Source organism: Geobacillus sp. CAMR5420 (genome assembly GCF_000691465.1).
Classification (GTDB): Bacteria; Bacillota; Bacilli; order Bacillales; family Anoxybacillaceae; genus Geobacillus; species Geobacillus thermoleovorans.
Map to the genome: position 1 here is coordinate 126,346 of NZ_JHUS01000002.1, position 24,817 is coordinate 151,162.

The 24,817-nt window shown below is 51.9% G+C and carries 22 protein-coding genes; 7 read left to right on the plus strand and 15 right to left on the minus strand.

Annotated features, from left to right (window positions below; genetic code table 11):
* Positions 1–36 precede the first annotated feature (36 nt).
* The 4 genes from ychF to DI44_RS15855 all read right to left on the minus strand — a co-directional run bounded on the left by ychF (position 37) and on the right by DI44_RS15855 (position 4,571).
* On the minus strand, positions 37–1,137 hold the full coding sequence (gene ychF, locus DI44_RS15870; RefSeq protein ID WP_011232946.1) for a redox-regulated ATPase YchF: 1,101 nt from the start codon (positions 1,135–1,137) through the stop codon (positions 37–39).
* Between the two features lie 239 nt (positions 1,138–1,376).
* Positions 1,377–3,398, minus strand: coding sequence for a molybdopterin-dependent oxidoreductase (locus DI44_RS15865; protein WP_033024482.1), 2,022 nt, complete (start codon positions 3,396–3,398; stop codon positions 1,377–1,379).
* Positions 3,399–3,455: 57 nt separating this feature from the next.
* Positions 3,456–3,653, minus strand: coding sequence for a DUF951 domain-containing protein (locus DI44_RS15860; RefSeq protein WP_011232948.1), 198 nt, complete (start codon positions 3,651–3,653; stop codon positions 3,456–3,458).
* Positions 3,654–3,665: 12 nt separating this feature from the next.
* Positions 3,666–4,571, minus strand: a complete 906-nt coding sequence (locus DI44_RS15855; RefSeq protein WP_011232949.1) for a mechanosensitive ion channel family protein — start codon at positions 4,569–4,571, stop codon at positions 3,666–3,668.
* Between the two features lie 186 nt (positions 4,572–4,757).
* Between DI44_RS15855 and yyaC the strand changes: the two genes are divergently transcribed.
* Positions 4,758–5,381: a spore protease YyaC gene (gene yyaC, locus DI44_RS15850; protein ID WP_011232950.1), complete on the plus strand. Its 624-nt coding sequence runs from the start codon at positions 4,758–4,760 to the stop codon at positions 5,379–5,381.
* Between the two features lie 72 nt (positions 5,382–5,453).
* Here the strand turns inward: yyaC and DI44_RS15845 are convergent, their stop codons facing one another.
* From DI44_RS15845 to rpmH, 11 genes are all read right to left on the minus strand, one after another.
* A complete protein-coding gene (locus DI44_RS15845; RefSeq protein WP_011232951.1) occupies positions 5,454–6,155 on the minus strand; it encodes a DUF554 domain-containing protein in 702 nt (233 codons plus the stop codon).
* 54 nt (positions 6,156–6,209) lie between these two features.
* Positions 6,210–7,079, minus strand: coding sequence for a ParB/RepB/Spo0J family partition protein (locus tag DI44_RS15840; protein WP_011232952.1), 870 nt, complete (start codon positions 7,077–7,079; stop codon positions 6,210–6,212).
* On the minus strand, positions 7,072–7,833 hold the full coding sequence (locus tag DI44_RS15835) for an AAA family ATPase (protein ID WP_033024483.1): 762 nt from the start codon (positions 7,831–7,833) through the stop codon (positions 7,072–7,074). Before DI44_RS15835 ends, DI44_RS15840 begins: the two co-directional genes overlap by 8 nt.
* Before the next feature lie 125 nt (positions 7,834–7,958).
* Positions 7,959–8,804, minus strand: a complete 846-nt coding sequence (noc, locus tag DI44_RS15830; RefSeq protein ID WP_011232954.1) for a nucleoid occlusion protein — start codon at positions 8,802–8,804, stop codon at positions 7,959–7,961.
* Positions 8,805–8,963: 159 nt separating this feature from the next.
* Positions 8,964–9,680: a 16S rRNA (guanine(527)-N(7))-methyltransferase RsmG gene (gene rsmG / locus DI44_RS15825; RefSeq protein ID WP_033024484.1), complete on the minus strand. Its 717-nt coding sequence runs from the start codon at positions 9,678–9,680 to the stop codon at positions 8,964–8,966.
* A gap of 23 nt (positions 9,681–9,703) precedes the next feature.
* Positions 9,704–11,593 carry a tRNA uridine-5-carboxymethylaminomethyl(34) synthesis enzyme MnmG gene (gene mnmG / locus DI44_RS15820; protein WP_033024485.1) on the minus strand — a complete coding sequence of 630 codons (1,890 nt, stop codon included), beginning with the start codon at positions 11,591–11,593 and terminating at the stop codon, positions 9,704–9,706.
* Positions 11,594–11,612: 19 nt separating this feature from the next.
* Positions 11,613–13,001 (minus strand): tRNA uridine-5-carboxymethylaminomethyl(34) synthesis GTPase MnmE, encoded by a 1,389-nt coding sequence (gene mnmE / locus DI44_RS15815; RefSeq protein WP_033024486.1) that lies wholly within the window; start codon positions 12,999–13,001, stop codon positions 11,613–11,615.
* A gap of 345 nt (positions 13,002–13,346) precedes the next feature.
* Entirely contained in the window at positions 13,347–14,003 is a 657-nt protein-coding gene (jag, locus tag DI44_RS15810) for an RNA-binding cell elongation regulator Jag/EloR (RefSeq protein ID WP_011232958.1), read from the minus strand.
* Positions 14,000–14,764, minus strand: coding sequence for a YidC family membrane integrase SpoIIIJ (gene spoIIIJ / locus DI44_RS15805; RefSeq protein ID WP_033024487.1), 765 nt, complete (start codon positions 14,762–14,764; stop codon positions 14,000–14,002). The genes jag and spoIIIJ overlap by 4 nt, the downstream gene beginning before the upstream one ends.
* A 72-nt stretch (positions 14,765–14,836) precedes the next feature.
* Positions 14,837–15,202 carry a ribonuclease P protein component gene (gene rnpA, locus DI44_RS15800; protein WP_011232960.1) on the minus strand — a complete coding sequence of 122 codons (366 nt, stop codon included), beginning with the start codon at positions 15,200–15,202 and terminating at the stop codon, positions 14,837–14,839.
* Between the two features lie 79 nt (positions 15,203–15,281).
* Entirely contained in the window at positions 15,282–15,416 is a 135-nt protein-coding gene (gene rpmH / locus DI44_RS15795) for a 50S ribosomal protein L34 (protein WP_003253900.1), read from the minus strand.
* A 478-nt stretch (positions 15,417–15,894) separates the two neighbouring features.
* On the opposite strand from rpmH, the gene dnaA reads away from it, so the two are divergent.
* The 6 genes from dnaA (at position 15,895) to gyrA (ending at position 24,681) form a co-directional block, all read left to right on the plus strand.
* A complete protein-coding gene (dnaA, locus tag DI44_RS15790; RefSeq protein WP_011229517.1) occupies positions 15,895–17,247 on the plus strand; it encodes a chromosomal replication initiator protein DnaA in 1,353 nt (450 codons plus the stop codon).
* A 172-nt stretch (positions 17,248–17,419) separates the two neighbouring features.
* Positions 17,420–18,556: a DNA polymerase III subunit beta gene (gene dnaN / locus DI44_RS15785; RefSeq protein WP_011229518.1), complete on the plus strand. Its 1,137-nt coding sequence runs from the start codon at positions 17,420–17,422 to the stop codon at positions 18,554–18,556.
* A 188-nt stretch (positions 18,557–18,744) separates the two neighbouring features.
* Positions 18,745–18,975: a S4 domain-containing protein YaaA gene (gene yaaA, locus DI44_RS15780; protein ID WP_012820418.1), complete on the plus strand. Its 231-nt coding sequence runs from the start codon at positions 18,745–18,747 to the stop codon at positions 18,973–18,975.
* 11 nt (positions 18,976–18,986) lie between these two features.
* Complete coding sequence (recF, locus tag DI44_RS15775) at positions 18,987–20,105, plus strand: DNA replication/repair protein RecF (protein WP_011229520.1); 1,119 nt, start codon at positions 18,987–18,989, stop codon at positions 20,103–20,105.
* A 52-nt stretch (positions 20,106–20,157) separates the two neighbouring features.
* Complete coding sequence (gyrB, locus tag DI44_RS15770; protein ID WP_013143951.1) at positions 20,158–22,074, plus strand: DNA topoisomerase (ATP-hydrolyzing) subunit B; 1,917 nt, start codon at positions 20,158–20,160, stop codon at positions 22,072–22,074.
* A 150-nt stretch (positions 22,075–22,224) separates the two neighbouring features.
* Entirely contained in the window at positions 22,225–24,681 is a 2,457-nt protein-coding gene (gene gyrA / locus DI44_RS15765; protein WP_011229522.1) for a DNA gyrase subunit A, read from the plus strand.
* Positions 24,682–24,817 lie beyond the last annotated feature (136 nt).

Below are 24,817 nucleotides of genomic sequence, written 5' to 3' on the forward strand. Positions count from 1 at the left end.
TGACCTGCTGCATCCGCCCTGCCCTCGAACCGATGGTTACACGTTGAACCGGAAATGCATAATGTCGCCGTCTTGCACTTCGTAGTCTTTTCCCTCCAAGCGCACTTTTCCGGCTTCGCGCGCCGCCGCCATCGATCCAGCCGCGACAAGGTCATCGTACGACACCGTTTCCGCGCGAATAAACCCTCGCTCAAAGTCGGAATGGATGATGCCGGCGCATTGCGGCGCTTTCATCCCTTTGCGGAACGTCCACGCCCGCACCTCCTGCTCGCCGGCGGTGAAAAACGTCGCCAATCCGAGCAAGCTGTAAGCGGCGCGGATAAGCTGGTCAAGGCCAGACTGCTCGATGCCGAGCTCCTGTAAAAATTGCCGTTTTTCCTCATCGCTGAACTCAGCGATTTCCTCTTCGATTTTGGCGCAGACAACAATGACTTCAGCGTTGTCGCGCTTCGCAAACTCGCGCACGTCCTTGACAAACGGATTGCCGCTAGGGTCAGCGATATCTTCCTCGCCGACATTGGCGACGTAAAGCATCGGCTTTATCGTCAACAAATGCAGCTGCTTGACGACTTTCATCTCTTCATCAGTGAACTCGAGTGTGCGCGCCGGCTTGCCGTCTTCGAGCGTCTCCTTCAACCGCCGCAAAATGTCGTATTCAAACGCCGCCTCTTTATCCTTTTGCTTGGCGATTTTGCCGACCCGCTCGATTCGTTTGTCAATCGTTTCTAAATCAGCCAACACGAGCTCCAAATTGATCGTTTCGATATCGGCGAGCGGGTCGACTTTGCCCGCCACGTGGGTGATGTTTTCATCACTGAAGCAGCGGACGACTTGGCAAATTGCATCGACTTGCCGGATGTGAGACAAAAACTTGTTGCCAAGCCCCTCTCCTTTGCTCGCCCCTTTGACGATGCCCGCGATATCGGTAAATTCAAAAACAGTCGGCACCGTCCGCTTCGGCCGAAACATTTCCGTCAATACATCGAGCCGCTCATCGGGCACTTCGACGACACCGACGTTCGGCTCAATTGTGCAAAACGGATAGTTGGCTGACTCAGCACCTGCTTTTGTAATGGCGTTAAACAGCGTCGATTTGCCGACGTTCGGCAATCCGACGATTCCTGCTGTCAATCCCATTCGTTCCACTCCTCTTTCCCGTTCACATCTTTCCTCATTATATGGGCTGGCGCAGAAAATGACAAGCGAGCCGCAAGCGGGGAATGTTTCCTCTCCCACCCGCTTCAAAAAAGGCGGAAGTTTGCGCCCTTTTCCCAACACTTGGATGACAAAATCATCTTTTCGGATCAACAGCCTCAAACCGCATTTTGTCATCGACAATATCTTTTTTCTACTGATCCGAAGCAACTGTGAACCGCTTACTTTGCTTCCGACGTGACTTTTTCAATATTGACCAAACAGTCATACAGCGTGCTGCCGCAGCCGTTATCCGACTCCAAATCGGACGTGAGGACGTTGACCGGCCCGCCGAACACTCCCCATTGTCCTTCGTCAATGTTGATCGTGCCTGGATAGGCGCCATCAAGCACCTTGACCGTTCCCACGAGCGATCCACGGTCGTTGTAAACACGCGCCCGGTCGCCATCGGCAAGACCCTTTGCCGCAGCAACATCAGCCGCTACCTCAATGCGGACTGTCTGAAGCGCTGGGATGAGCGGATAATGTTGCGAATGATTCGAACGGAGCGGATGGATCGTCAACAGCCGATACGGATATTTGGCGGCTAGTGCCGGATTGGACTCCTCCGATTCGGCCGGATACATGATTTGCAGCCGGCCATCCATCCCTTTTTTCTTGGCGATGGTTGACGTAAATTCGTATTTTCCGCTTGGCGTTTGAAACCGGCGGTCGCGCCATGGCACCGGTTCGACAGGCAAAAGGACGCGGTGTTCTGTTTTCAATCGCTTCAGCGTAATGCCGTGATGCTCCAACGGCCGGAGCGCCATCGCAAGAAACTGCTCACGCGTATAGGCAAAATCATCCCCAAACCCGAGCCTTTTTGCCAGCTCCGTCCAAATCCACAAGTCCGGCTTCGCCTCACCCGGCGGGTCGACAAGCTTCGGCCCGTAGTTCAAATACGCATGGTACATCGATGAACAATAGACGTCTTCCTCTTCAAACGAAGCCGCTACTGGCAAAACATAATCAGCCATTGCAGCCGTATCGGTCATGAACTGCTCAAACACAACCACCGTTTCAACGGAAGCGAACGCTTTTTTCATCAAGTTCGTGTTCGGCACTTGAGCGAGCGGGTTGCCGCACGTGACGATCACCATGCCGATCGGAGGATCATTCGCCCGCAATATCTCTTCTCCCTGCTTCATCATCGTCCATGTGCGCGATGCCGTTTTCCGCTCTGGGAGCGTCAATGCGGCTTTATCAAAACACTCGCCCACCTGCAAGTTGCCAAAATTCGCCCCTCCACCCGGAATGCCAACGTTGCCGCTTGCGGCGACAAGGGCATCGATCCATCGGATTGTATTGCCGCCGTTCGCATAGCGTTGCATGCCAAGGCCAAGATACGTTGCGGTCGGCCGGTCCCCGTAAAGCCGGGCCAGCTCCGTCATTTGATCGCGGCTAACACCGGTATGCCGCTCAATCTCCGCCAACGAAATTGTCTGCAATAGTTGTTTGACATCATCAAACCCAATTGTGTGTTGCTTGATAAAGGCCCGGTCCTCCAACCCGAGTCGAAGCAGCTCTTTCATAATGCCCATCGCCAAAAAAGCGTCCATTCCCGGCTTGATGCATACGTACTGATCGGCGATGCGCGCCGTCGGGCCAAACAGCGGATCGATGACCACAATTGTCGCCCCGCGTTTTTTCGCGGCAAGCAACCGCTCGAATAAATGCATGTTCGTGCGGGCGACGTTTCGCCCCCAAATGACGATGTGGCGGCTGTTGTCGATATCTTCTGGCGCATGGCTGTAGGCGTTGCCAAAATCCCATGTCTGCGCCTCAATGCCCGCGCCCCAGCAAAGGCTGCCGATAAGCTCTGTTGCCCCACCATAACAATTAAAAAAACGGCGGTCCAGGTTTTTCAGCAGCCCGTTGTTGGCGTAATCATGGCTGTGAAGCACGGCTGTCGGCCCAAATTGTTCTTTCAACTTCCGCATTTTCCCGGCGATGTCATCAAGCGCCTCTTCCCAAGAAATGCGAACGAACTGCCCGCTTACTTTTTTCAACGGATAGAGAAGGCGTTCTTTGGCGTTTACCCGCTCTTTCAACATCCGCCCGCGTCCGCAAATGTTCCCTTTCGTGATGGGATGGTGTTCGTCGCCGTCAACCCGTACGACTTTCCCCTCGTTCACCGTCACCTTCAGCCCGCATACGTCCCAGCAGTTGAGCGGACATGATGTTACATGCGTCGTTTCCGTCATTTTCTCCCTTCCCCTTCGCAACAAAAGAGCATGGCCTCGCCACCATGATTCATTTGCTTATTCTTCATGCTTGACGAGCACTTTTTTCATTTTGCGGATAAACTCTTTGCGCGGCAACAAAACGCTATGGGCGCACCCTTCGCATTTAATGCGGATGTCAGCGCCCAAGCGAATCACTTTCCAACGATTCGTTCCACATGGGTGCGGCTTTTTCATTTCGACGATATCGTATAGGCCGAACTGTTTCTCTTCCATCGATCCACCTCCCTATGACAACGATTGCTCCCGTTGCGGCTTTGCCTCGGGCTGCTCTTGTTCGTCGCGGCGATGCAGCACAAGCCGTGGGTATGGGATTTCGATTCCCCGTTCGTCCAACAGCAGCTTTACTTCCTTGCGGATCGCCCGAGCGACCGCCAGATGGCGCATCGGCTTCGTTTCGCACGTGATGCGCAATATGACTTCCGAGCTGGCTAAATTTTGCACGCCAAGCAATTCCGGCGGGGCGACCATGTCTTCATACTTCGCCGGCAGCTGCGGAAGAAGCTCGCGGATGGCTTCCTCCGCCTCTTCAATGTCTTCTTCATAGGCGATGCTGACGTCAACGACAGCGAGGCTGTTGTGCAGTGAATAGTTCGTCACTTGAGTGATGCTGCCGTTTGGCAAAATGTGCACTTCCCCGGTCCAACTTTTAATTTTCGTCACCCGAAGCCCAATCGTTTCAACATACCCTTCAAAATTGCCAATGCGCACATAATCGCCGACCGCAAACTGGTCTTCAAAAATGATGAAAAATCCAGTGATGATGTCTTTCACTAAGCTTTGTGCGCCAAAACCCACGGCCAGCCCGACGACCCCAGCCCCGGCGAGCAGCGCTTTGACGGGAACGCCAAACGTATCTAAAATCATCAAGAGCGCAATAAAATATAGTACGTACGTAATGACGTTGTCGAGCAGCCGAACGAGCGTCGCCTCCCGCCGTTCGGAAATGCGGATCGGCGCCTTCTGTCGCACTTTGAACATGTTATGAACGGCAATTTTCAACACTTTCACCGCAATGGCGCATATGAGTAGGATAAGAACAATCTTCAGCGTCCCTTTTCCGATCTGGAGCCACAATTTCTCATCTATCAAAAATGCGAACAATCGGCTCATCGTTTTTTCCATCGTGTTCAACGTTGGCGACACCTCAATCTTTTTTCTTGTTCTGCGCTTTTATTTTAACAAGACCGGCCGCTGATTTGTAGCCCGATATCCCGTTATCGCGAAGAAAAGGCAAGAAAACGAACAATGAAATGTATATCATTCTTTTATTTTCCGTATACTGTTAATACTTTTGAAACGAAAGTAGGAGTGAAGCGAATGAGCATACCATCGATATTTTACTCATCCAAGGAGGAAAGGGACCGCGTGTTTTACGATGAGCAAGGGGCGGTGTCGTCGATCGCTTGGCGGGTCGCCTCACTGCTTCCCGACCCGCTCGCTCAGCCGGTCGCTATCGTTTGCATCGGCACAGACCGCTCGACCGGCGATTCGCTTGGACCGCTCGTCGGCACGATGCTCAAAGAGAAGCCGTTGGCTCGCTTCCACGTGTACGGAACACTCGAAGAACCAATCCATGCCGTTAATTTGGAAGAAAAGGTAGAAGCCATTCGACTCATTCATAACGATCCGTTCATGATCGCGGTCGATGCCTGCCTCGGGCGGCTGAAAAGCGTCGGCGCCATCACGATTGCCAAAGGACCCGTCCGCCCTGGGGCTGGGGTCAACAAACAGCTCCTTCCCGTCGGCGACGCCCATATTACTGGGGTTGTCAATGTCAGCGGGTTTATGGAGTTTTTCGTCCTGCAAAATACGCGCCTCCATCTTGTCATGAATATGGCGAAAACGATCGCCAATGGCATTTACGAAGCGGAGCGGTTCATCCTCCGAAAAGAGCGGCTCGCTGCCCCTCCGCTCTCAACAGACCGGCATTCATTATGGTAGGCAGCAAATCCCCCTCTTGGTCAGCTGTTCAAGGAGGGGATTTCTTTTCTGTCCGGCCAAAACAACCGGTCGTTAAACGAGTGAAAGAATGAAAACGGCGGCTGCCGTAATGAGAATGCTCGGCAGCAAATTGGCCACGCGAATGTTCGTCAAACCGAGCATATTGAGTCCAATGGCCATAATTAAAATGCCTCCGGTCGCCGTTGATTCGGCGATGAACGAATCGAGCACTTCCTTCGGCACAAACCGTTCGATTTGCGTCGCCAACAGCGCGATGCTCCCCTCATAAACAACGACCGGCAAGGCGGAGAAGATGACGCCGATGCCGAGCGTCGTCGTCAAAATGACACTGGCAAAGCCGTCTAAAATCGATTTCGTATACAAGACGCTATGGTCGCCGCGCAGCCCGCTGTCAAGCGCTCCGACGATGGCCATCGCCCCGATGACAAACAACAACGTTGCGCTGACAAACCCTTTAGCGATGCTTCCTTGCCCGTTTCCGCTCACTTTCACCTCGAGCCATTGACCGAGCCGGTTCAGCTTTTCCTCCCAGTTCCACCACTCCCCGAGAATGCCGCCGAAAACAAGGCTGAAAATAACAACGAGAAACTGTTCGCTTTTCATTCCCATTTGTATGCCAAGCAGCGCCACCGCAAGCCCAATCCCCCCCATCACCGTTTCCTTCACTCGCTCGGGGATGCGATGAAGCCATTTTCCAATCAACGCCCCGGCGATAATGCTCACTCCATTGACAATCGTTCCTAACAACACCATGATGTCCAACCCTCTCTTGCAAAAAAATAAACCGGCCTTGATCAAAGGGCCGACTTACTCGTCGAACCGCACATCGAGCAGTTCTAATATTCTCTCTAAATCTTCCGGAGAAAAAAACTCAATTTCAATTTTTCCTCTTTTCCTCGTTTGTTTAATCGTGACGTTCGTCCCGAATTTTTCGCGCAGCAACGATTCGCTTTCCCGAATAAACACGCTTTTTTCCGGCGGTTTCCGCTTCGATGTTTCACGTGAAACATTTTCGTTCGCTTGTTGGATCAGTTTTTCAAGCTGGCGGACGTTCAACCCTTCGCGAATCGTCCGTTCCACGATCGATTTCATTTTGCTTTTTTGTTTCAGCCCTAAAAGCGCGCGGCCATGTCCCATCGAAAGTGTGCCATCAATGAGCAGCTTTTGCACATCTGAAGGGAGGGACAACAAACGCAAATGATTAGCGATGTGCGGACGGCTCTTCCCAACACGGCTCGCGACTTCCTCCTGGGTTAAGTGCAGCTTGTCCATCAACATTTTGTACGCCATCGCTTCCTCGATCGGGTTCAAATCCTCGCGCTGCAAGTTTTCAAGAAGGGCGAACTCCATCATTTGCTCATCAGTCAACTCGCGCACCACGACCGGCACTGACGGCAAATTCGCCTCTTTGGCCGCCCGATAGCGCCGTTCACCAACGACGATTTCAAATCCGTTCGGTACACGGCGGACGATGAGCGGCTGCAAAATGCCGTGCTGCAAAATCGATTGCTTCAACTCCTCAATCGCCTCAGGCTGAAACGTTTTCCGCGGCTGGTACGGGTTTGGATGAAGGTCGTGAATGCTTACTTCCCGCACCGTTTCCTCTTTCCCATTAAGTTCATTGAGAGAAAGGTTGTCAAACAGCGCACTGATGCCTTTGCCGAGACCTTTAGCCACGTTCAAGCACCTCCTTCGCCAGTTCCAAATACACTTCCGCCCCCCGCGATTTCACATCGTACAAAATGATCGGCTTGCCATGGCTTGGCGCCTCACTCAGCCGCACGTTTCGCGGGATGATCGTCTGGTACACCTTTTCGCGGAAATACTTTTTGACTTCTTGAATGACCTGCAAGCCTAGATTCGTCCTTGCATCAAGCATCGTCAACAGAACGCCTTCGAGGCGCAAATCATAGTTTAAGTGCCGCTGCACAAGCCGGATCGTGTTAAGCAGCTGGCTGAGCCCTTCTAACGCATAATATTCGCATTGGACAGGGATGAGCACAGAATTGGCCGCTGTCAACGCGTTGAGCGTCAGCAAGCCGAGCGAAGGAGGACAATCGATAATAATGAAGTCGTATTTGTCTTTCAGCGGCTCGATCGCGTTTCTCAGCCGGATTTCGCGGGAAATGACCGAGACGAGCTCAATTTCTGCGCCGGCGAGCTGGATCGTCGCTGGAATGGCGTATAAATTTTCGATGTCCGTCGGTCGAATGACATCTTTTGCTTTCATGTCGCCAATGATGACATTGTAAATGCATTCGTCCACATCGCCTCGCTCAATGCCGATGCCGCTCGTCGCATTTCCTTGCGGATCGGCGTCAACAAGCAGCACTTTTTTTCCAAGATGCGCCAAACATGCCGATAAATTGACCGCCGTCGTCGTTTTTCCAACTCCGCCTTTTTGGTTTGCAATAGCAATGACTTTTCCCACGATGCCACCTACCTCTATCTCTTCCTCAATCCATTTTATTTTAGCACGAAAACAGGAAAATGACTTTGTTTTCTGAAAGAAAAAACCCCATCAGCAGTGCTTGATGAGGCAAAAGGTGACTTTCGTTATTTTTTCGCGATTCGAATCGTAATTTGATAGTAGTCATCGAATTCTTCTTCTTCCGATTGAACGGACACCCCGCTGCTTTCGACCATGGAAAGCGACTGGCGGATCGTGTTGACGGCGATGCGCATATCGCGGCTGAACGCCTTTCGCTTCGGTTTTGGCTTCCGTTCCCCCGCCTCGAGCAGCTTTAACACCCGATCTTCCGTCTGCTTGACATTCAACTGTTTGTCGATGATTTCTTGCAGCAGTTTCAGCTGTTTTTCTTTATCTTTCAAGGCAATCAACGCGCGCGCATGACGTTCCGTAATCGCCCGTTGCAAGAGCGCCTCTTGCACCTCTTGCGGGAGTTTCAGCAGACGCAGCTTATTGGCGATCGTCGACTGTCCTTTGCCGAGCCGCTGAGCGAGCGCTTCTTGCGTCAAATCATGGAGCTCGATCAATTTGGCGTACGCCATCGCCTCTTCAATCGGCGTCAACTCTTCGCGCTGTAAGTTTTCAATGAGGGCGACGGAGGCGGTTTCTTTGTCATTTAAGTTTTTGATGATCGCGGGGATTTCCGTCCAGCCAAGCTTTTGCACCGCTCTCCATCTCCGCTCGCCGGCGATGATTTCAAACCGTCCGTTCCCGCATTCGCGGACGACGATCGGCTGGATGATGCCGTGCGTACGGATCGTCAGCGCCAACTCGTCGATCTTCTCTTCATCAAACATCGTGCGCGGCTGAAAGCGGTTCGGAATAATGCTTTTGACCGGAATGTGGCGAACTTCCTCCCGCTCTTGCTTTTCCTCCATTTCTTCCTGTTCTTTTTCTCCAAAGCTGAACAAGCGCGAAAATGGATGCTTCATCCCCCTACACCACCTTTGGACATACTTGGCCAAAATGTCTCTGTCTCGCCCGGCATACGCCGCCTTACGGTCGGTTTTTTGGCGCGGGACGAAGGCGGGGAGCGAAACAGCTTGTTTCTCTCTTTCAGCCGGCAAAGCCCTCCCCCGCCCGCAAAGACGCTACTGAATCGGTTGTTTGTTCGGCGTTCCCGGTTTGCGCGGGTATTGGTTCGGCGTTTTTCTCATTTTTTGGATGAAAATGATCGTTCGTTCGCCTTCGTCAAACGGCAACGTGAACGTTTCCGTCGCCGTCACTTCTCCGCCAAGCACAGAAATCGCCTTGTTTCCCTCTTTCAGCTCCTCGAGCGCCGAAGCAGCTTTCATCGCAATGAATGTCCCGCCCATTTTCACGAGCGGAAGGCAAAGTTCGACAAGCACTGGCATGCGCGCCACCGCTCTGGCCGTGACGACGTCAAATGATTCGCGCATCCCCTTTTGACGGGCGAACGTCTCAGCGCGTTCGTGGTAAAGCGCCACGTCCGCAAGCCCGAGCTCGGTGATCAGATGCTCTAAAAAACGGATGCGTTTTTGCAGCGAATCAACGATGGAAACGCGCAAATGCGGAAAACAAATTTTGAGCGGAAGGCTCGGAAATCCCGCCCCGGAGCCGACGTCGCAAAGCGCAAGCGGCGCTGAAAAGTCGTAGTAAAAAGCCGGGGACACCGAGTCGAAAAAGTGCTTCACATAGACGCCGGGCTTGTCCGTAATAGCGGTCAAATTCATTTTCTCGTTCCACTCAACGAGCAGTTCGTAATAGCGCTCAAACTGCGCAAGCGCCCGGGAAGAGAGGGAAATTCCCCTCTCTTCGAGCATGGCTTGAAATTGTGTCGCCTCCATAAGCCAATCCTTTCCCTCATTGTTTATTCATTCGACACGCGCGCGATTCTTCCTTGTTCCAAATACACTAATAATATCGAAATATCGGCCGGATTGACGCCGGAAATGCGCGACGCCTGGGCGATCGAGAGCGGGCGCACTTGTTTGAGCTTCTGCCGCGCCTCGGTTGCAAGCCCTTGGATGGCGTCGTAATCGATATCTTCCGGGATTTTTTTGTTTTCCATTTTTTTGAGCCGTTCGACTTCTTGCAACGATTTTTGGATGTAGCCCTCGTACTTGATTTGAATTTCGACTTGCTCAGCCACTTCCGGAGCGATCTCCTCGTCAGCCGGCGCCAGTTTTCGGATGTGCTCGTACGTCATCTCCGGGCGTCGGAGCAAATCGGCGGCGCGAATGCCGTCTTTCAGCTCGCTTCCCCCCGCTTCACGGATGACTTCCTGCACTTCCGGCGTCGGTTTGATGATCACCGTTTGCAGCCGCTTTTTCTCTCGTTCGATCGCCTCTTTTTTCGCTAAAAATTTTTGATACCGCTCTTCGGAAATGAGACCGATCCGATAGCCGAGCTCGGTCAGGCGCAAATCGGCGTTGTCATGGCGAAGCAAAAGCCGGTACTCGGCACGCGACGTCAGCAGGCGGTATGGCTCATTCGTCCCTTTCGTCACCAAGTCGTCGATCAAAACGCCGATATAGGCATCCGAACGGCTTAAAATGATTTCTTCGCGGCCGAGCGCGCGGTGGGCGGCATTAATGCCGGCCATAATGCCTTGGCCCGCCGCTTCTTCATAGCCGGACGTGCCGTTGATTTGCCCCGCCGTATACAAGTTTTTCACGAGCTTCGTTTCCAACGTCGGCCATAGTTGCGTCGGCACGATGGCATCGTACTCGATCGCGTAGCCGGCCCGCATGAGCTGCGCCTTCTCAAGCCCCGGGATCGTCTCGAGCAGCTTGCGCTGGATATGTTCCGGCAAGCTTGTCGACAACCCTTGCACGTACACTTCTTCCGTTTCCCGCCCTTCTGGCTCAAGGAAAATTTGATGGCGCGGCTTATCATGGAACCGGACGACTTTATCTTCGATCGATGGGCAATAGCGCGGGCCGGTTCCTTTGATCATACCGGAGTACATCGGCGACAAGTGCAAGTTTTCATCGATGATGCGATGCGTTTCCTCCGTCGTATACGTCAGCCAGCACGGCAGCTGATCGGTGATGTACGTCGTCGTTTCGTACGAAAACGCCCGCGGCTCCTTGTCTCCCGGCTGGATCTCGGTTTTGCTGTAGTCGATCGTCCGGCTGTTGACGCGCGGCGGCGTGCCCGTTTTGAAGCGAACAAGTTCAAACCCGAGCTCTTCTAAATGCTCGGACAGCTTAATCGACGGCTGCTGGTTGTTCGGGCCGCTCGAATATTTAATGTCTCCGATGATGATTTCCCCGCGCAAAAACGTCCCGGTCGTAATGACGACCGCTTTAGCGTAATAATGCGCCCCCGTGTGAGTGATGACACCTTTGCAAACGCCGTCTTCGACGATCAGCCGCTCGACTTTTCCTTGCAGAAGCGTCAAATTTTCTTGATTTTCGAGTGTTTTTTTCATTTCCCGCTGGTACAGCACTTTATCGGCTTGCGCCCGAAGCGCGCGGACGGCTGGCCCTTTGCCGGTGTTTAGCATCCGCATTTGAATGTATGTTTTGTCAATGTTTTTCGCCATTTCCCCGCCGAGAGCGTCGATTTCGCGCACGACGATTCCTTTCGCCGGGCCGCCGATCGACGGGTTGCACGGCATGAACGCGATCATATCGAGGTTGAGCGTAATGACAAGCGTTTTCGCCCCGATGCGCGCCGAAGCTAATGCCGCTTCGCAGCCGGCATGGCCGGCGCCGACGACGATGACGTCATACGTTCCTCCATGGTAATCCATTTTTCGATATCCTCCTTGATTATTTTCCTAAACAAAATTGAGAAAACAACTGGTCAATCAAGCTTTCATGGATCGTATCACCGATGATTTCACCAAGCAGCTCCCATGCCCGGCGCAAATCGATTTGGACGAGATCGACCGGCATGCCGGCGTCAATGCCGGCCAACGCGTCTTCAATCGCTGTTTTCGCCTGCTCGAGCAAGGCGATATGGCGGGAGTTAGAAACGTACGTCAAATCGCCGGCCTCCAGCTCACCCCCAAAAAACAGGTCAGCAATCGCTTTTTCCAGTTCATCAATTCCTTGTTCATGCAACAGCGATGTCGCCACGACCGGCCGGCCGGCCGCCAGTTCCTTGACTCGCTCCATATCGATCCGCCGAGGCAAATCGGTTTTATTCACAATGACGATGGCGTCCATTCCCTCGATCATGGCAAACAGCCGCTCGTCCTCTTCCGTCAGCGGTTCATGATAATTCAAAACGAGCAAAATTAAGTCGGCCCGCTTCAACATTTGCTGCGAGCGCTCGACGCCGATCCGTTCGACGACATCTTCGGTTTCGCGGATGCCAGCCGTATCGATCAAGCGAAGCGGTACGCCCCGGACGTTGACATATTCCTCGATGACGTCGCGCGTCGTCCCCGGAATATCGGTGACGATCGCCCGATTTTCATGGGCGAGCGCATTCAAAAGCGACGATTTGCCGACGTTCGGCCGCCCGATGATGACCGTTGCCAGCCCTTCGCGCAATATTTTTCCTTGCGCGGCGGTCGACAGCAGCTTTTCAATTTGCCCGCGCACATATTCCGCCTTTTCCCGCAAAAGGCGCGGCGTCATTTCTTCGACATCATCGTATTCCGGATAATCGATATTGACTTCAACATGTGCCAGCGTCTCCAAAATCGTCTGCCGCAACTCGCGAATCAATTTTGACAGGCGCCCTTCCATTTGCTGTAGGGCGACGTTCATCGCCCGGTCGGTTTTGGCGCGGATCAGGTCGATGACTGCCTCAGCTTGAGATAAATCGATGCGCCCATTTAAAAACGCCCGCTTCGTAAACTCCCCCGGCTCGGCGAGCCGCGCCCCGTTTGCCAGCACGAGCTGCAGCACCCGATTGACGGAAACAAACCCGCCATGGCAGTTGATCTCGACCACGTCCTCGCGCGTAAACGTCTTCGGTGCGCGCATAACTGATACCATTACTTCTTCAACGACCCGTCCGCTTTTCGGATCGATGATATGCCCGTAGTGGATCGTGTGTGATGGAACGTCTTTGAGCCGCTTTCCGCTCGGGCTGCGGAAAAGCCGGTCAGCGATCTCAACCGCTTGATCTCCGCTCAACCGAACGATGGCAATCGCCCCTTCGCCCATCGGCGTCGAAATGGCGGCGATCGTATCAAATTCCGTCAAAGCTGTTCACCTCTCTTTGCTCCGCTTTCTCTATATCCACAGCCCGTTTTGGCCGCTTTTTTTCCTTGTGCATATTCACTTAGTTCAATTTTAACTTATCCACATGTGAATAACAATACGGCGCGCTCAACGCGGTTGTTGAAAAATATAAGCGGCGGCCGTCAAAAAAAAAAGTTGGTGGAAACTAGTGATTGCTTCACAATCATCTGGACGGATAGGCAAAAAAGACCGTTGCTGCGCTGTTTCCCCATTTGAAGAAGCTCTTGCTGGAGCGTTCCCCCATTTCCATCGCCAATCTTCCAGGCGGCGCCAATACCGTAAAAAAAGAGGCCGCCTCTCTACAGTTTAGCGAGGCGCCTCTTTTTTCGGCGACATTTTGCCTGTTTTCGGAGCGACGACAATCGAACGGTGCGGATCAACGCCAACGGAATAGGTCAAGACGTGCTTGTTGTCAGCCAGCGCTGCATGGATGATCTTCCGTTCATGCGCCGGCAACGGCTCCAACCTTACTTCTTTTCCCGTCTTCACCGCCCGGGCGGCCAGCTTGTGCGCCAGTTCGATCAGCGCCTTTTCCCTTCGTTCGCGGTAATTTTCGACATCGACGGCAATCGACACGTATTCGTCAGCATGGCGGTTGGCGACGAGCTGCGCCAAAAACTGAAGAGCGTTTAACGTTTGCCCGTGCTTGCCGATCAATAGACCGACCGGCCCCCCGTGCACATGAAGCGTCACCTGCTTGCCGCGGCGGACGGCTTCGATGCTTGCCCCTTCCGCCCCCATTTGCGCGATGACTTGCTGCAAAAAGCGAACCGTCTCCTCAACCGGGTCGATTTTCAGCACGGCTTTCACAACCGCCGGCCGGCCGCCAAACAAGCCAAACCAACCTCTTTTCCCTTCATCGAGCACAACAATAACCGCACGCTCTCGAGGCACGCCAAGCTGCGCGAGCGCCAACTGCACCGCCTCTTCGACTGTCCGGGCAGTCGCGGTCACTTCTTTCACTTTTTCGCTCCTCCTGAATGGGCGGCAATCTCCGGCCCTTTAATGAGATACGTTTGCACAATGGAGAAAATATTTCCGACGACCCAGTAAAGCGACAAAGCAGCTGGGAAGTTGATCGCGAAAATGACGATCATAATCGGCATCATCCAAAGCATCATCGCCATTTGTGGATTTTGCTGAGCGGAGCCGGCCATCATGATTTTCTGCTGGATGAACGTCGTCACGCCGGCAATGACCGGCAAAATGTAGTACGGGTCTTTTTCGCCAAGGTCAAACCATAAAAAATTATGTTGGGCAATTTCTCTCGTCCGCATGATGGCATGGTAAAATCCAATTAAAATCGGCATCTGGATCAAAATCGGGAAGCAGCCGGCCATTGGGTTGACGCCGTGCTTTTGGAATAAGAGCATCATCTCTTGCTGGAGCTTTTGTTGAGTTTGCGCGTCTTTTGAGCTGTATTTTTTGCGGAGCGCTTCCATTTCCGGCTGAAGCGCTTGCATCGCCTTCGCGTTGCGCGTCTGTTGAATCATCAGCGGCAAAATCAATAAGCGGATCAAAATGGTGACGACAATGATGGACAACCCAAAGCTTCCGCCGAGCAGCCCGGCGACATATTTGATCAGCCAAGAAAGCGGATAAACGATATACTCGTTCCAAAACCCCTTGCTTTCCGGGGTGATCGGTTTGTGAATTTCCGTGCATCCGGCCAGCACAGCCGCTAACGCACCGAACAAAATGATGAATCTGATTCGCCTTTTCACCTTCTTTTTCCTCCCACATATACAAGTTCACGTATGTATTTTACCATTTTTTTTGCCGCGTGGAGCATTTTTTCAAGCCGAATGCGACGGTTGGCCTCCTTTTTTCAGCCCTCCGGATTTCCGGAGCACATGGATTAAACTTTTTTTTACTTCCGCATAATTCATCTCCGCCACCGGCTGCCTAGCGATAACGACATAGTCTTTGCCAGGGGCAATCTCCTCTTTCAATTCGAGGAAGCATTGGCGGATGTAGCGCTTGATTCGATTTCGGACGACAGCCTTGCCAAGTTTTTTGCTGACAGACAGCCCGATGCGAAAATAAGGCTGCTCCGGGCGGTCAAGCGTGTAGATGACAAACTGGCGGTTGGCCGTTGAAGCGCCCCTCTGAAACACTTCCTGGAACTCTTCGTTTTTCTTGATCCGATACTTTTTTTTCATTCTCCCCAAACACTCCATTTGCCTAATTTCCCGGCGGCAAAATATTGAGAAAAAAGACCACTGAAACTTCAGTGGCCTATTATGCAGACAAAACTTTTCTTCCTTTGCGGCGGCGGCGCGCCAACACTTTTCTGCCGTTTCTCGTGCTCATGCGCGCGCGGAATCCGTGCACTTTGCTTCGTTTCCGTCTATTCGGTTGATACGTCCGTTTCATCTATGACACCTCCCTAGGGAATAACAGTTACGGGCAGTCTTTCTCATTATATTGAACAATCTTAGCAAATGTCAACCGCCTCTTCGTTTTTCCAACTCTGATCAGCGCTGTGGATAAATTTTTTCTCCCTATCAACAATCCACAACATTTATCGACATTTTTTTCACATGTTCAATGGTGTGGATAATGATTTTTTCACACCCTATCCATTTTGTGGATAATCAAAAAAATCCCGTTGCAACAAGCCGCTTTATTTGCTATTATTATTGTGTTTTCACTATGGATAATTATGTGGATAAGAGGAGTCTATCCACATTTTGTGGATAGATTGTGGATAGTTTTTTCACAACGCGTTAATAATGTTACCCACAGATGGTGGATTTTGTCGAAAAGCTTCTTTATTTCCTTAATATGCTTTTTCCACAAACTTATTTTTTTAAACAAACGATCATCCTCTGACTTAAGGGAGGGGCAACGGGTGGAAAATATCCATGACTTATGGGATCGCGTGCTCGCGGAGATTGAACAAAAAATCAGCAAGCCGAGCTTTGAAACTTGGCTCAAGTCAACAAAAGCCCACTCTTTACGAGGTGACACGCTCGTCATCGTAGCCCCGAACGAGTTTGCTAGAGATTGGCTTGATTCTCGCTACTCTCATTTGATTGCGGAAACGATCTACACCATCACGGGCGAAGAATTGGCCGTCAAGTTTATCATTCCGCCAAATCAGGATGATGAAGAACTAGAGTTCCAGTCATCTAAGAAAAAGCAACGGAAACCGTATGAAGAGACAAACGATTTCCCACAAAGCATGTTAAATCCGAAATACACGTTCGATACGTTTGTCATCGGCTCCGGCAACCGGTTCGCCCATGCCGCTTCACTGGCGGTCGCTGAGGCTCCGGCCAAAGCATACAACCCCTTGTTTATCTATGGCGGCGTCGGACTTGGAAAAACACACTTAATGCACGCGATCGGCCATTACGTGATTGAACATAACCCATCGGCGAAAGTGGTCTATTTATCTTCAGAGAAATTTACGAATGAGTTTATTAACGCCATCCGAGACAACCGCCCTGACGACTTTCGCAACAAGTATCGGAACGTTGACGTCCTACTGATCGATGATATTCAGTTTTTGGCCGGAAAAGAACAAACGCAAGAAGAATTTTTCCATACGTTTAATACGCTGCACGAGGAGAGCAAGCAAATCGTCATCTCAAGCGATCGACCGCCGAAAGAAATCCCAACACTCGAAGACCGCTTGCGTTCGCGCTTTGAGTGGGGGCTCATCACCGACATTACGCCGCCTGATTTGGAGACGCGGATCGCTATCCTCCGCAAAAAGGCGAAGGCGGAGGGGTTTGACATTCCAAACGAGGTAATGCTTTATATCGCCAATCAAATTGACTCGAACATCCGCGAGCTTGAGGGCGCTCTCATTCGCGTCGTCGCTTATTCGTCGCTCATCAACAAAGAGATCACCGCTGACTTGGCAGCAGAGGCATTGAAAGACATCATCCCGAGCGCAAAGCCGAAGGTAATCACGATTCAAGACATTCAGCGCGTTGTTGGACAGCATTTCAACATCAAGATGGAAGATTTTAAAGCGAAAAAGCGAACAAAATCGGTCGCGTTCCCTCGGCAAATTGCCATGTATCTCTCCCGCGAACTGACCGACTGTTCGTTGCCGAAAATCGGCGATGAATTTGGGGGACGCGATCATACAACCGTCATCCACGCCCATGAAAAAATATCAAAGCTTTTGCAAACCGATACGCAGCTGCAAAGGCATATACAAGAGATTCAAGAAAAGCTGAAGCAACTGTGAACAACTGTCTCGGTTTTATGCACAGCTTATCCACATGTGGACAGGCTGTGCTTGCTTCGCTTTTTTTGTTTATCCACATACTAACAAGCCATACGACTAGTACTACGGTTTTTGTTTTTATATTTTTATAATTTATTTCCGACGATCTAAAGAAACGGGGAGGAACAGCAACGTGAACATTTCCATTGACCGCGAAGCGTTGGCCAAGAGCGTCCAAGACGTGATGAAAGCCGTATCGACAAGAACGACGATTCCGATTTTGACCGGAATCAAACTAACAGCAACCGCCTCGGGAGTAACGCTGACCGGAAGCGATTCCGACATTTCAATTGAATCGTTTATTCCGCTTGAAAAAGAAGGCAAGTTGCTCGTTGACGTGAAAAGACCGGGGAGCATCGTACTGCAGGCGCGCTTTTTCTCTGAAATCGTGAAAAAACTGCCGCAACAAACGGTGGAAATCGAAACGGAAGACAACTTTTTGACGATCATCCGCTCGGGGCACTCAGAATTCCGCCTCAATGGGCTAAACGCCGACGAATATCCGCGCCTGCCGCAAATTGAAGAAGAAAACGTGTTTCAAATCCCGGCTGATTTATTGAAAACCGTGATTCGGCAAACGGTGTTCGCCGTTTCTACATCGGAAACGCGCCCAATCTTGACAGGTGTCAACTGGAAAGTTGAACATGGCGAGCTTGTCTGCACAGCGACCGACAGTCATCGCTTAGCCATGCGCAAAGTGAAAATTGAGTCGGAAAATGAAGTATCATACAACGTCGTCATCCCTGGAAAAAGTCTTAATGAGCTCAGCAAAATTTTGGATGACGGCAACCACCCGGTGGACATCGTCATGACAGCCAATCAAGTGCTATTTAAGGCCGAGCACCTTCTCTTCTTTTCCCGGCTGCTTGACGGCAACTATCCGGAGACGGCCCGCTTGATTCCAACAGAAAGCAAAACGACCATGATCGTCAATACAAAAGAGTTTCTGCAGGCAATCGACCGAGCGTCCTTGCTTGCTCGAGAAGGAAGGAACAACGTTGTGAAACTAACGACGCTTCCTGGAGGAATGCTCGAAATTTCTTCGATTTCTCCGGAGATCGGGAAAGTGACGGAGCAGCTGCAAACGGAGTCTCTTGAAGGGGAAGAGTTGAACATTTCGTTCAGCGCGAAATATATGATGGACGCGTTGCGGGCGCTTGATGGAACAGACATTCAAATCAGCTTCACTGGGGCCATGCGGCCGTTCCTGTTGCGCCCGCTTCATACCGATTCGATGCTTCAGCTCATTTTGCCGGTGAGAACATATTGACCCACCGCCCTCCTATTGGCGAAAACCATTCAGCTTCAAGGGCAAAAGCCACCCGACAACGCTGCTTTTTCTCAAGTCCGATGAGAAGGCGGGCAACATCTATGCCCATCCTTCCCATCGGCTTTCTTTGCGAGTGGGCGGATTTTTCGGTAAAATAAAAGAATAGGCAGTTTGAAGGAAAGCGAGCGATGACACGGATGGAACAACGGGTGACGATTACAACGGAAACGATTACGCTGGGGCAGCTTTTGAAACTTGTGCGATTGATCGATACTGGCGGTGCGGCCAAATGGTTTTTGCAGGAACATCACGTGCTTGTCAATGGAGAACGGGAAAACCGGCGCGGGCGAAAGCTGAGAGACGGCGACCGGATCGACATTGAACCGTTTGGCACGTTCGTCGTCGTAAAAGCGGAGTAGGTGAAGGTTCGGTGTTTTTGACCAACTTAACGTTGACGAATTACCGGAATTATGAGTATGAAACGCTGAATTTTGGTGAGGGCGTGAACGTCATCTTAGGAGAAAATGCCCAAGGAAAGACGAACATGATGGAGGCCATTTATGTTTTGGCTATGGCGAAGTCGCACCGCACGTCCAACGATAAAGACCTTATCCGTTGGAATGAAGAGTATGCTAAAATAGAAGGAAGAGCGGAAAAACGAAGCGGGTCGTTAACGCTTGAGTTGCTTATTTCAAAAAAAGGAAAAAAAGCAAGATGCAACCATATTGAACAGCAGCGGCTCAGCCAATACGTCGGCCATTTGAATGTCGTCATGTTTGCTCCCGAAGACTTGAATTTAGTCAAGGGAAGTCCGCAAGTGCGGCGCCGATTTGTCGATATGGAAATCGGGCAAGTGTCGCCTGTGTATATACATGATTTGAGCCAATACCAAAAGCTGCTGCAACAACGCAATCATTACTTAAAAATGATGCAGGCGCGCGAGCGGAGCGATGAGGCGGTTCTTGATGTGTTAACTGAGCAGCTTGTATTGCTGGCGGCCAAAATTACGCTGCGGCGCCGCCAGTTTTTGTCGCTGCTTGAGCAATGGGCGATGCCAATCCACTATGAAATCAGCCGCGGCGCCGAACAGCTTTGCATCCGATACGAACCGTCGGTCGACGTATCAGAAAAGGCGGAATTGTCGAGAATAGTAGAAGCATACAGTGAAACGTTCGCCGCCATGAGGGAACGGGAAGTTCAGCGGGGAACAACGCTGGTCGGCCCGCATCGTGATGACATCGCGTTTTTCGTGAATGGAAAAAACGTGCAAACTTTCGGTTCCCAGGGGCAACAACGTACAACCGCGCTAGCGGTCAAGCTGGCAGAACTTGAGCTCATCTTTTCCGAGTTAGGCGATTACCCCATTTTATTGCTGGATGATGTGTTGTCAGAACTTGATGACTTTCGGCAAACCCACCTCCTTGATGCCATCCGGAAAAAAGTGCAAACTTTTGTCACAACAACAAGTATTGACGGCATTAAGCACGATATCATTCAAGAAGCGGCTATTTATCGAGTCCATTCTGGTTCGGTAACCGCTCCTTCTTGACCGCGAGACCGTTGAACGTTTGCAAAGAAAGCGTAGGTGATCAGGCATGACAATGGAACAACGGGTTGAGCAGACGTACGATGCAAGCCAAATCCAAGTGCTTGAAGGCCTTGAAGCGGTCCGCAAGCGCCCGGGGATGTACATCGGCTCGACGGGGCCGAAAGGACTGCACCATCTCGTTTGGGAAATCGTCGACAACAGCATCGACGAGGCGTTGGCGGGCTATTGCACAAACATCGATGTGACGATCGGCAAAGACAACAGCATCACCGTCGCCGACAACGGGCGTGGCATTCCGGTTGACATTCACGAGGCGACCGGGCGTCCCGCCGTCGAAGTCATTATGACCGTCCTTCATGCCGGTGGGAAATTTGGCGGAGGGGGCTATAAAGTGTCCGGCGGCTTGCACGGCGTTGGCGCTTCGGTCGTCAACGCCTTATCGGAATGGCTCGAAGTTTACGTCTATCGGGATGGAAAAATCCATTACCAGCGGTACGAGCGCGGAGAACCGTGCACCGACTTGCAAGTCATCGGCGAGACAGACCGGACCGGAACGACGACCCGTTTTAAGCCGGACCCGGAAATTTTCACTGAGACGACCGAATTTGACTATGAAACGCTGGCCACTCGGTTGCGTGAGCTCGCCTTTCTAAATCGCGGCTTAAAAATCACGCTGACGGACGAACGGGTTGACAGCCGAAAAAACGAATATGTTTACGAAGGCGGCATTCGTTCATACGTCCGTCATTTGAACCGAACACGAGAAGTGCTGCACGAAGAGCCAATTTATATCGCTGGCGAGCGTGACGGCATTGCCGTAGAAATCGCCTTGCAGTACAACGACGGCTATACGAGCAATATTTATTCGTTTGTCAACAACATTCATACGCATGAAGGCGGCACACATGAATCTGGCTTTAAAATGGCGCTGACGCGCATTATCAATGATTACGCTCGCAAGCAGCAAATTTTTAAAGAAAACGACGCGAATTTGACTGGCGAAGATGTGCGCGAAGGGCTGACGGCCATCGTGTCGATCAAGCATCCATCGCCGCAGTTTGAAGGGCAAACGAAAACGAAGCTCGGCAACAGCGATGCGCGCACGGTGACCGACGCTGTCTTTTCCGAACAATTTGAAACGTTTTTGCTTGAAAATCCGACGATTGCCCGAAAAATCGTCGAAAAAGGCATGATGGCGGCGCGGGCGCGGCTGGCGGCGAAAAAAGCGCGCGAACTGACGCGGCGCAAAAGTGCGCTTGAAATTTCCAATTTGCCGGGCAAACTGGCTGACTGTTCGTCAAGAGACCCGTCGATCAGCGAGCTGTATGTCGTCGAGGGCGATTCGGCCGGCGGCTCCGCGAAACAAGGGCGCGACCGCCATTTCCAAGCGATTTTGCCGCTGCGCGGGAAAATCCTTAACGTGGAAAAAGCGCGCTTGGACAAAATTTTGTCGAACAATGAGGTGCGGGCGATTATTACCGCCCTTGGCACGGGCATTGGCGAAGAGTTTGACATCTCAAAGGCGCGTTACCATAAGGTCATCATCATGACCGACGCCGATGTTGACGGGGCCCATATTCGCACGCTTCTTTTAACATTTTTTTACCGTTATATGCGGGAATTGATTGAACACGGCTACATTTATATCGCTCAGCCGCCGCTGTATAAAATCGAGCAGGGAAAACAGGTGCGTTACGCTTACAACGACCGCCAGCTTGAGAAAATCCTTGCCGAGCTGCCGGACCAGCCAAAACCGACGATTCAACGCTATAAAGGATTGGGCGAAATGAATCCGGAGCAACTTTGGGAAACGACGATGAATCCGGAAACGAGAACGTTGCTGCAAGTGAGCTTGCAAGACGCCATTGACGCAGATGAAACGTTTGAAATTTTAATGGGCGATAAAGTTGAGCCGCGCCGCCAGTTCATCGAAGAAAATGCCCGTTATGTGAAAAACTTGGACATTTAGGATAAAAAAAGAGGGAATCAGCCGCCCTCCTCGCTTCACCTTGCCGACGGGGACACCCGGCGCGCGAGCGAAGCGGCGCCCGCCGTCCGTCCGCGTCCGCCTGGCCGGGCGGTCCGGACTGGAGGAGGTTTCAAAGGGAGGTTTGAACGAATGGCAGAACACGAACAACCGCGCATCCGCGAAGTGAACATCAGCCAGGAAATGCGTTCTTCGTTTCTTGACTATGCGATGAGCGTCATCGTTTCGCGCGCCCTGCCGGACGTGCGCGACGGGCTGAAGCCGGTGCATCGCCGCATTTTATATGCCATGCACGACCTCGGCATGACTGCCGATAAACCGTATAAAAAGTCGGCTCGCATCGTCGGCGAAGTGATCGGGAAATATCATCCGCACGGGGATGCCGCCGTGTATGACACGATGGTGCGCATGGCGCAAGATTTCAACTACCGCTACATGCTTGTCGACGGACATGGCAACTTCGGATCGATTGACGGCGACGCGGCAGCAGCGATGCGCTACACGGAAGCGCGCATGTCGAAAATCGCCATGGAGCTTTTGCGTGATATCAACAAAGACACGATTGACTATCAAGACAACTATGACGGTTCGGAAAAAGAACCGGTCGTGCTGCCGTCCCGGTTTCCTAATTTGCTTGTCAACGGTTCATCCGGCATCGCTGTCGGAATGGCGACGAACATTCCGCCGCACCAGCTTGGCGAAGTGATTGATGCCTTGTTGGCATTAAGCCAAAATCCGGAGATGACGGTTGCCGATTTGATGGAATACATCCCAGGACCTGACTTTCCAACCGCTGGACAAATTATCGGCCGCAGCGGCATCCGCAAGGCGTACGAAACGGGTCGCGGCTCCATTACATTGCGCGCCAAGGCCGAAATCGAGCAGCAGCCAAACGGCAAGGAAACGATCATTGTGACCGAGCTCCCTTACCAAGTAAACAAGGCGAAACTGATCGAGCGGATCGCCGAACTTGTGCGCGACAAAAAAATTGACGGCATCACCGACTTGCGCGACGAGTCGGATCGGAGCGGCATGCGCATCGTTATCGAAGTGCGGCGCGATGCCAACGCGAAGGTTGTGTTGAACAATTTGTACAAACATACGGCATTGCAAACGAGTTTTGGCATCAACATGCTTGCTTTGGTAAACGGCGAGCCGAAAGTGCTGAACTTAAAAGAGTGTTTGGAGCATTATTTAAACCATCAAAAAACCGTCATCCGCCGGCGGACGGCGTTTGAGCTGAAAAAAGCCGAGGCGCGTGCTCACATTCTGGAAGGGTTGCGCATCGCCCTTGACCATTTGGATGAAGTGATCGACCTCATCCGCCGCTCACAGACAACGGAGGCGGCGCGCGAAGGGCTGATGGCGCGGTTCTCACTCAGTGAACGGCAAGCGCAGGCGATTTTGGATATGCGCCTGCAACGGTTAACCGGCCTTGAGCGGGAAAAAATCGAACAAGAATACCAAGACCTTGTCCGTCTGATCGCAGAACTGAGAGGCGTATTGGCCGACGAAGAGAAAGTATTGCAAATCATTCGCGATGAACTGAGCGAAATTAAGGAGCGGTTCAACGATGAGCGGCGCACGGAAATCGTTTCAGGAGCCGTTGAGCAGTTCGATGACGAGGATTTAATTCCGCAAGAGCATGTCGTCATCACGCTTACTCATAAAGGCTACATCAAGCGCTTGCCTTTATCGACGTACCGGAGCCAAAAACGCGGCGGACGGGGCGTGCAAGGCATGCATACGGCGGAAGACGATTTTGTCGAACATTTGCTCATTACGTCGACTCATGACACCGTGCTGTTTTTCACGAATAAAGGGAAAGTATATCAGGCAAAAGGCTACGAGATTCCGGAATTCGGCCGCACAGCCAAAGGGCTGCCGATCATCAACTTGCTTGAGCTCGATAAAGATGAGTGGATCAACGCCATGATTCCGATTGAAAGCGAGTTTAGCGATGAACGCTACCTCGTGTTTGCGACAAAGCAAGGAATTGCCAAACGTTCCCCGCTTTCAGCGTTCGCCCATATTCGCAACAACGGGCTTATCGCCATCCATTTGCGCGAAGGGGATGAACTGATTTCTGTCCGGCTGACGGATGGCAAAAAGCATTTGATCATCGGTACGAAAAACGGCATGCTCATCCGTTTTCCGGAAACCGACGTGCGGGCGATGGGCCGCAGCGCGACTGGAGTCAAAGCGATCACGCTTGATGACGGGGATGAAGTAGTTGGCATGGAAATTTTAGAAGACCATCATGATGTGCTTGTCGTCACGAAAAAAGGGTTCGGCAAGCGCACTCCGGCCTCGGAATACCGCGTGCAAAGCCGCGGGGGCAAAGGATTGAAAACGTGCAACGTCACGGATAAAAACGGTCCTGTCGTTGCGGTGACAACCGTCGTCGGCAATGAAGACGTCATGGTGATCACGACCGGCGGCGTGCTCATTCGCATTGCCGTCAGCGATATTTCTCGGACGGGAAGAATCGCCCAAGGCGTTAAGCTCATTCGCCTCTCTGGCGAAGATGGGCATGAGTGCGTCGCTACGGTGGCGAAAGTGCCTGAGGAAGAAAGGGACGAGGAATAAAGAAGAAGATCATTCAGCCTAACGGAAACGGCGCTTCGCCTATAGGCGCGGGGCGTCGTTTTTCTGTTTCAAAAGCCTGCCATCGCGGCCAAAATCATGTTACGATAGAAATACAGAGAAAAAAAGACAAAGGGGG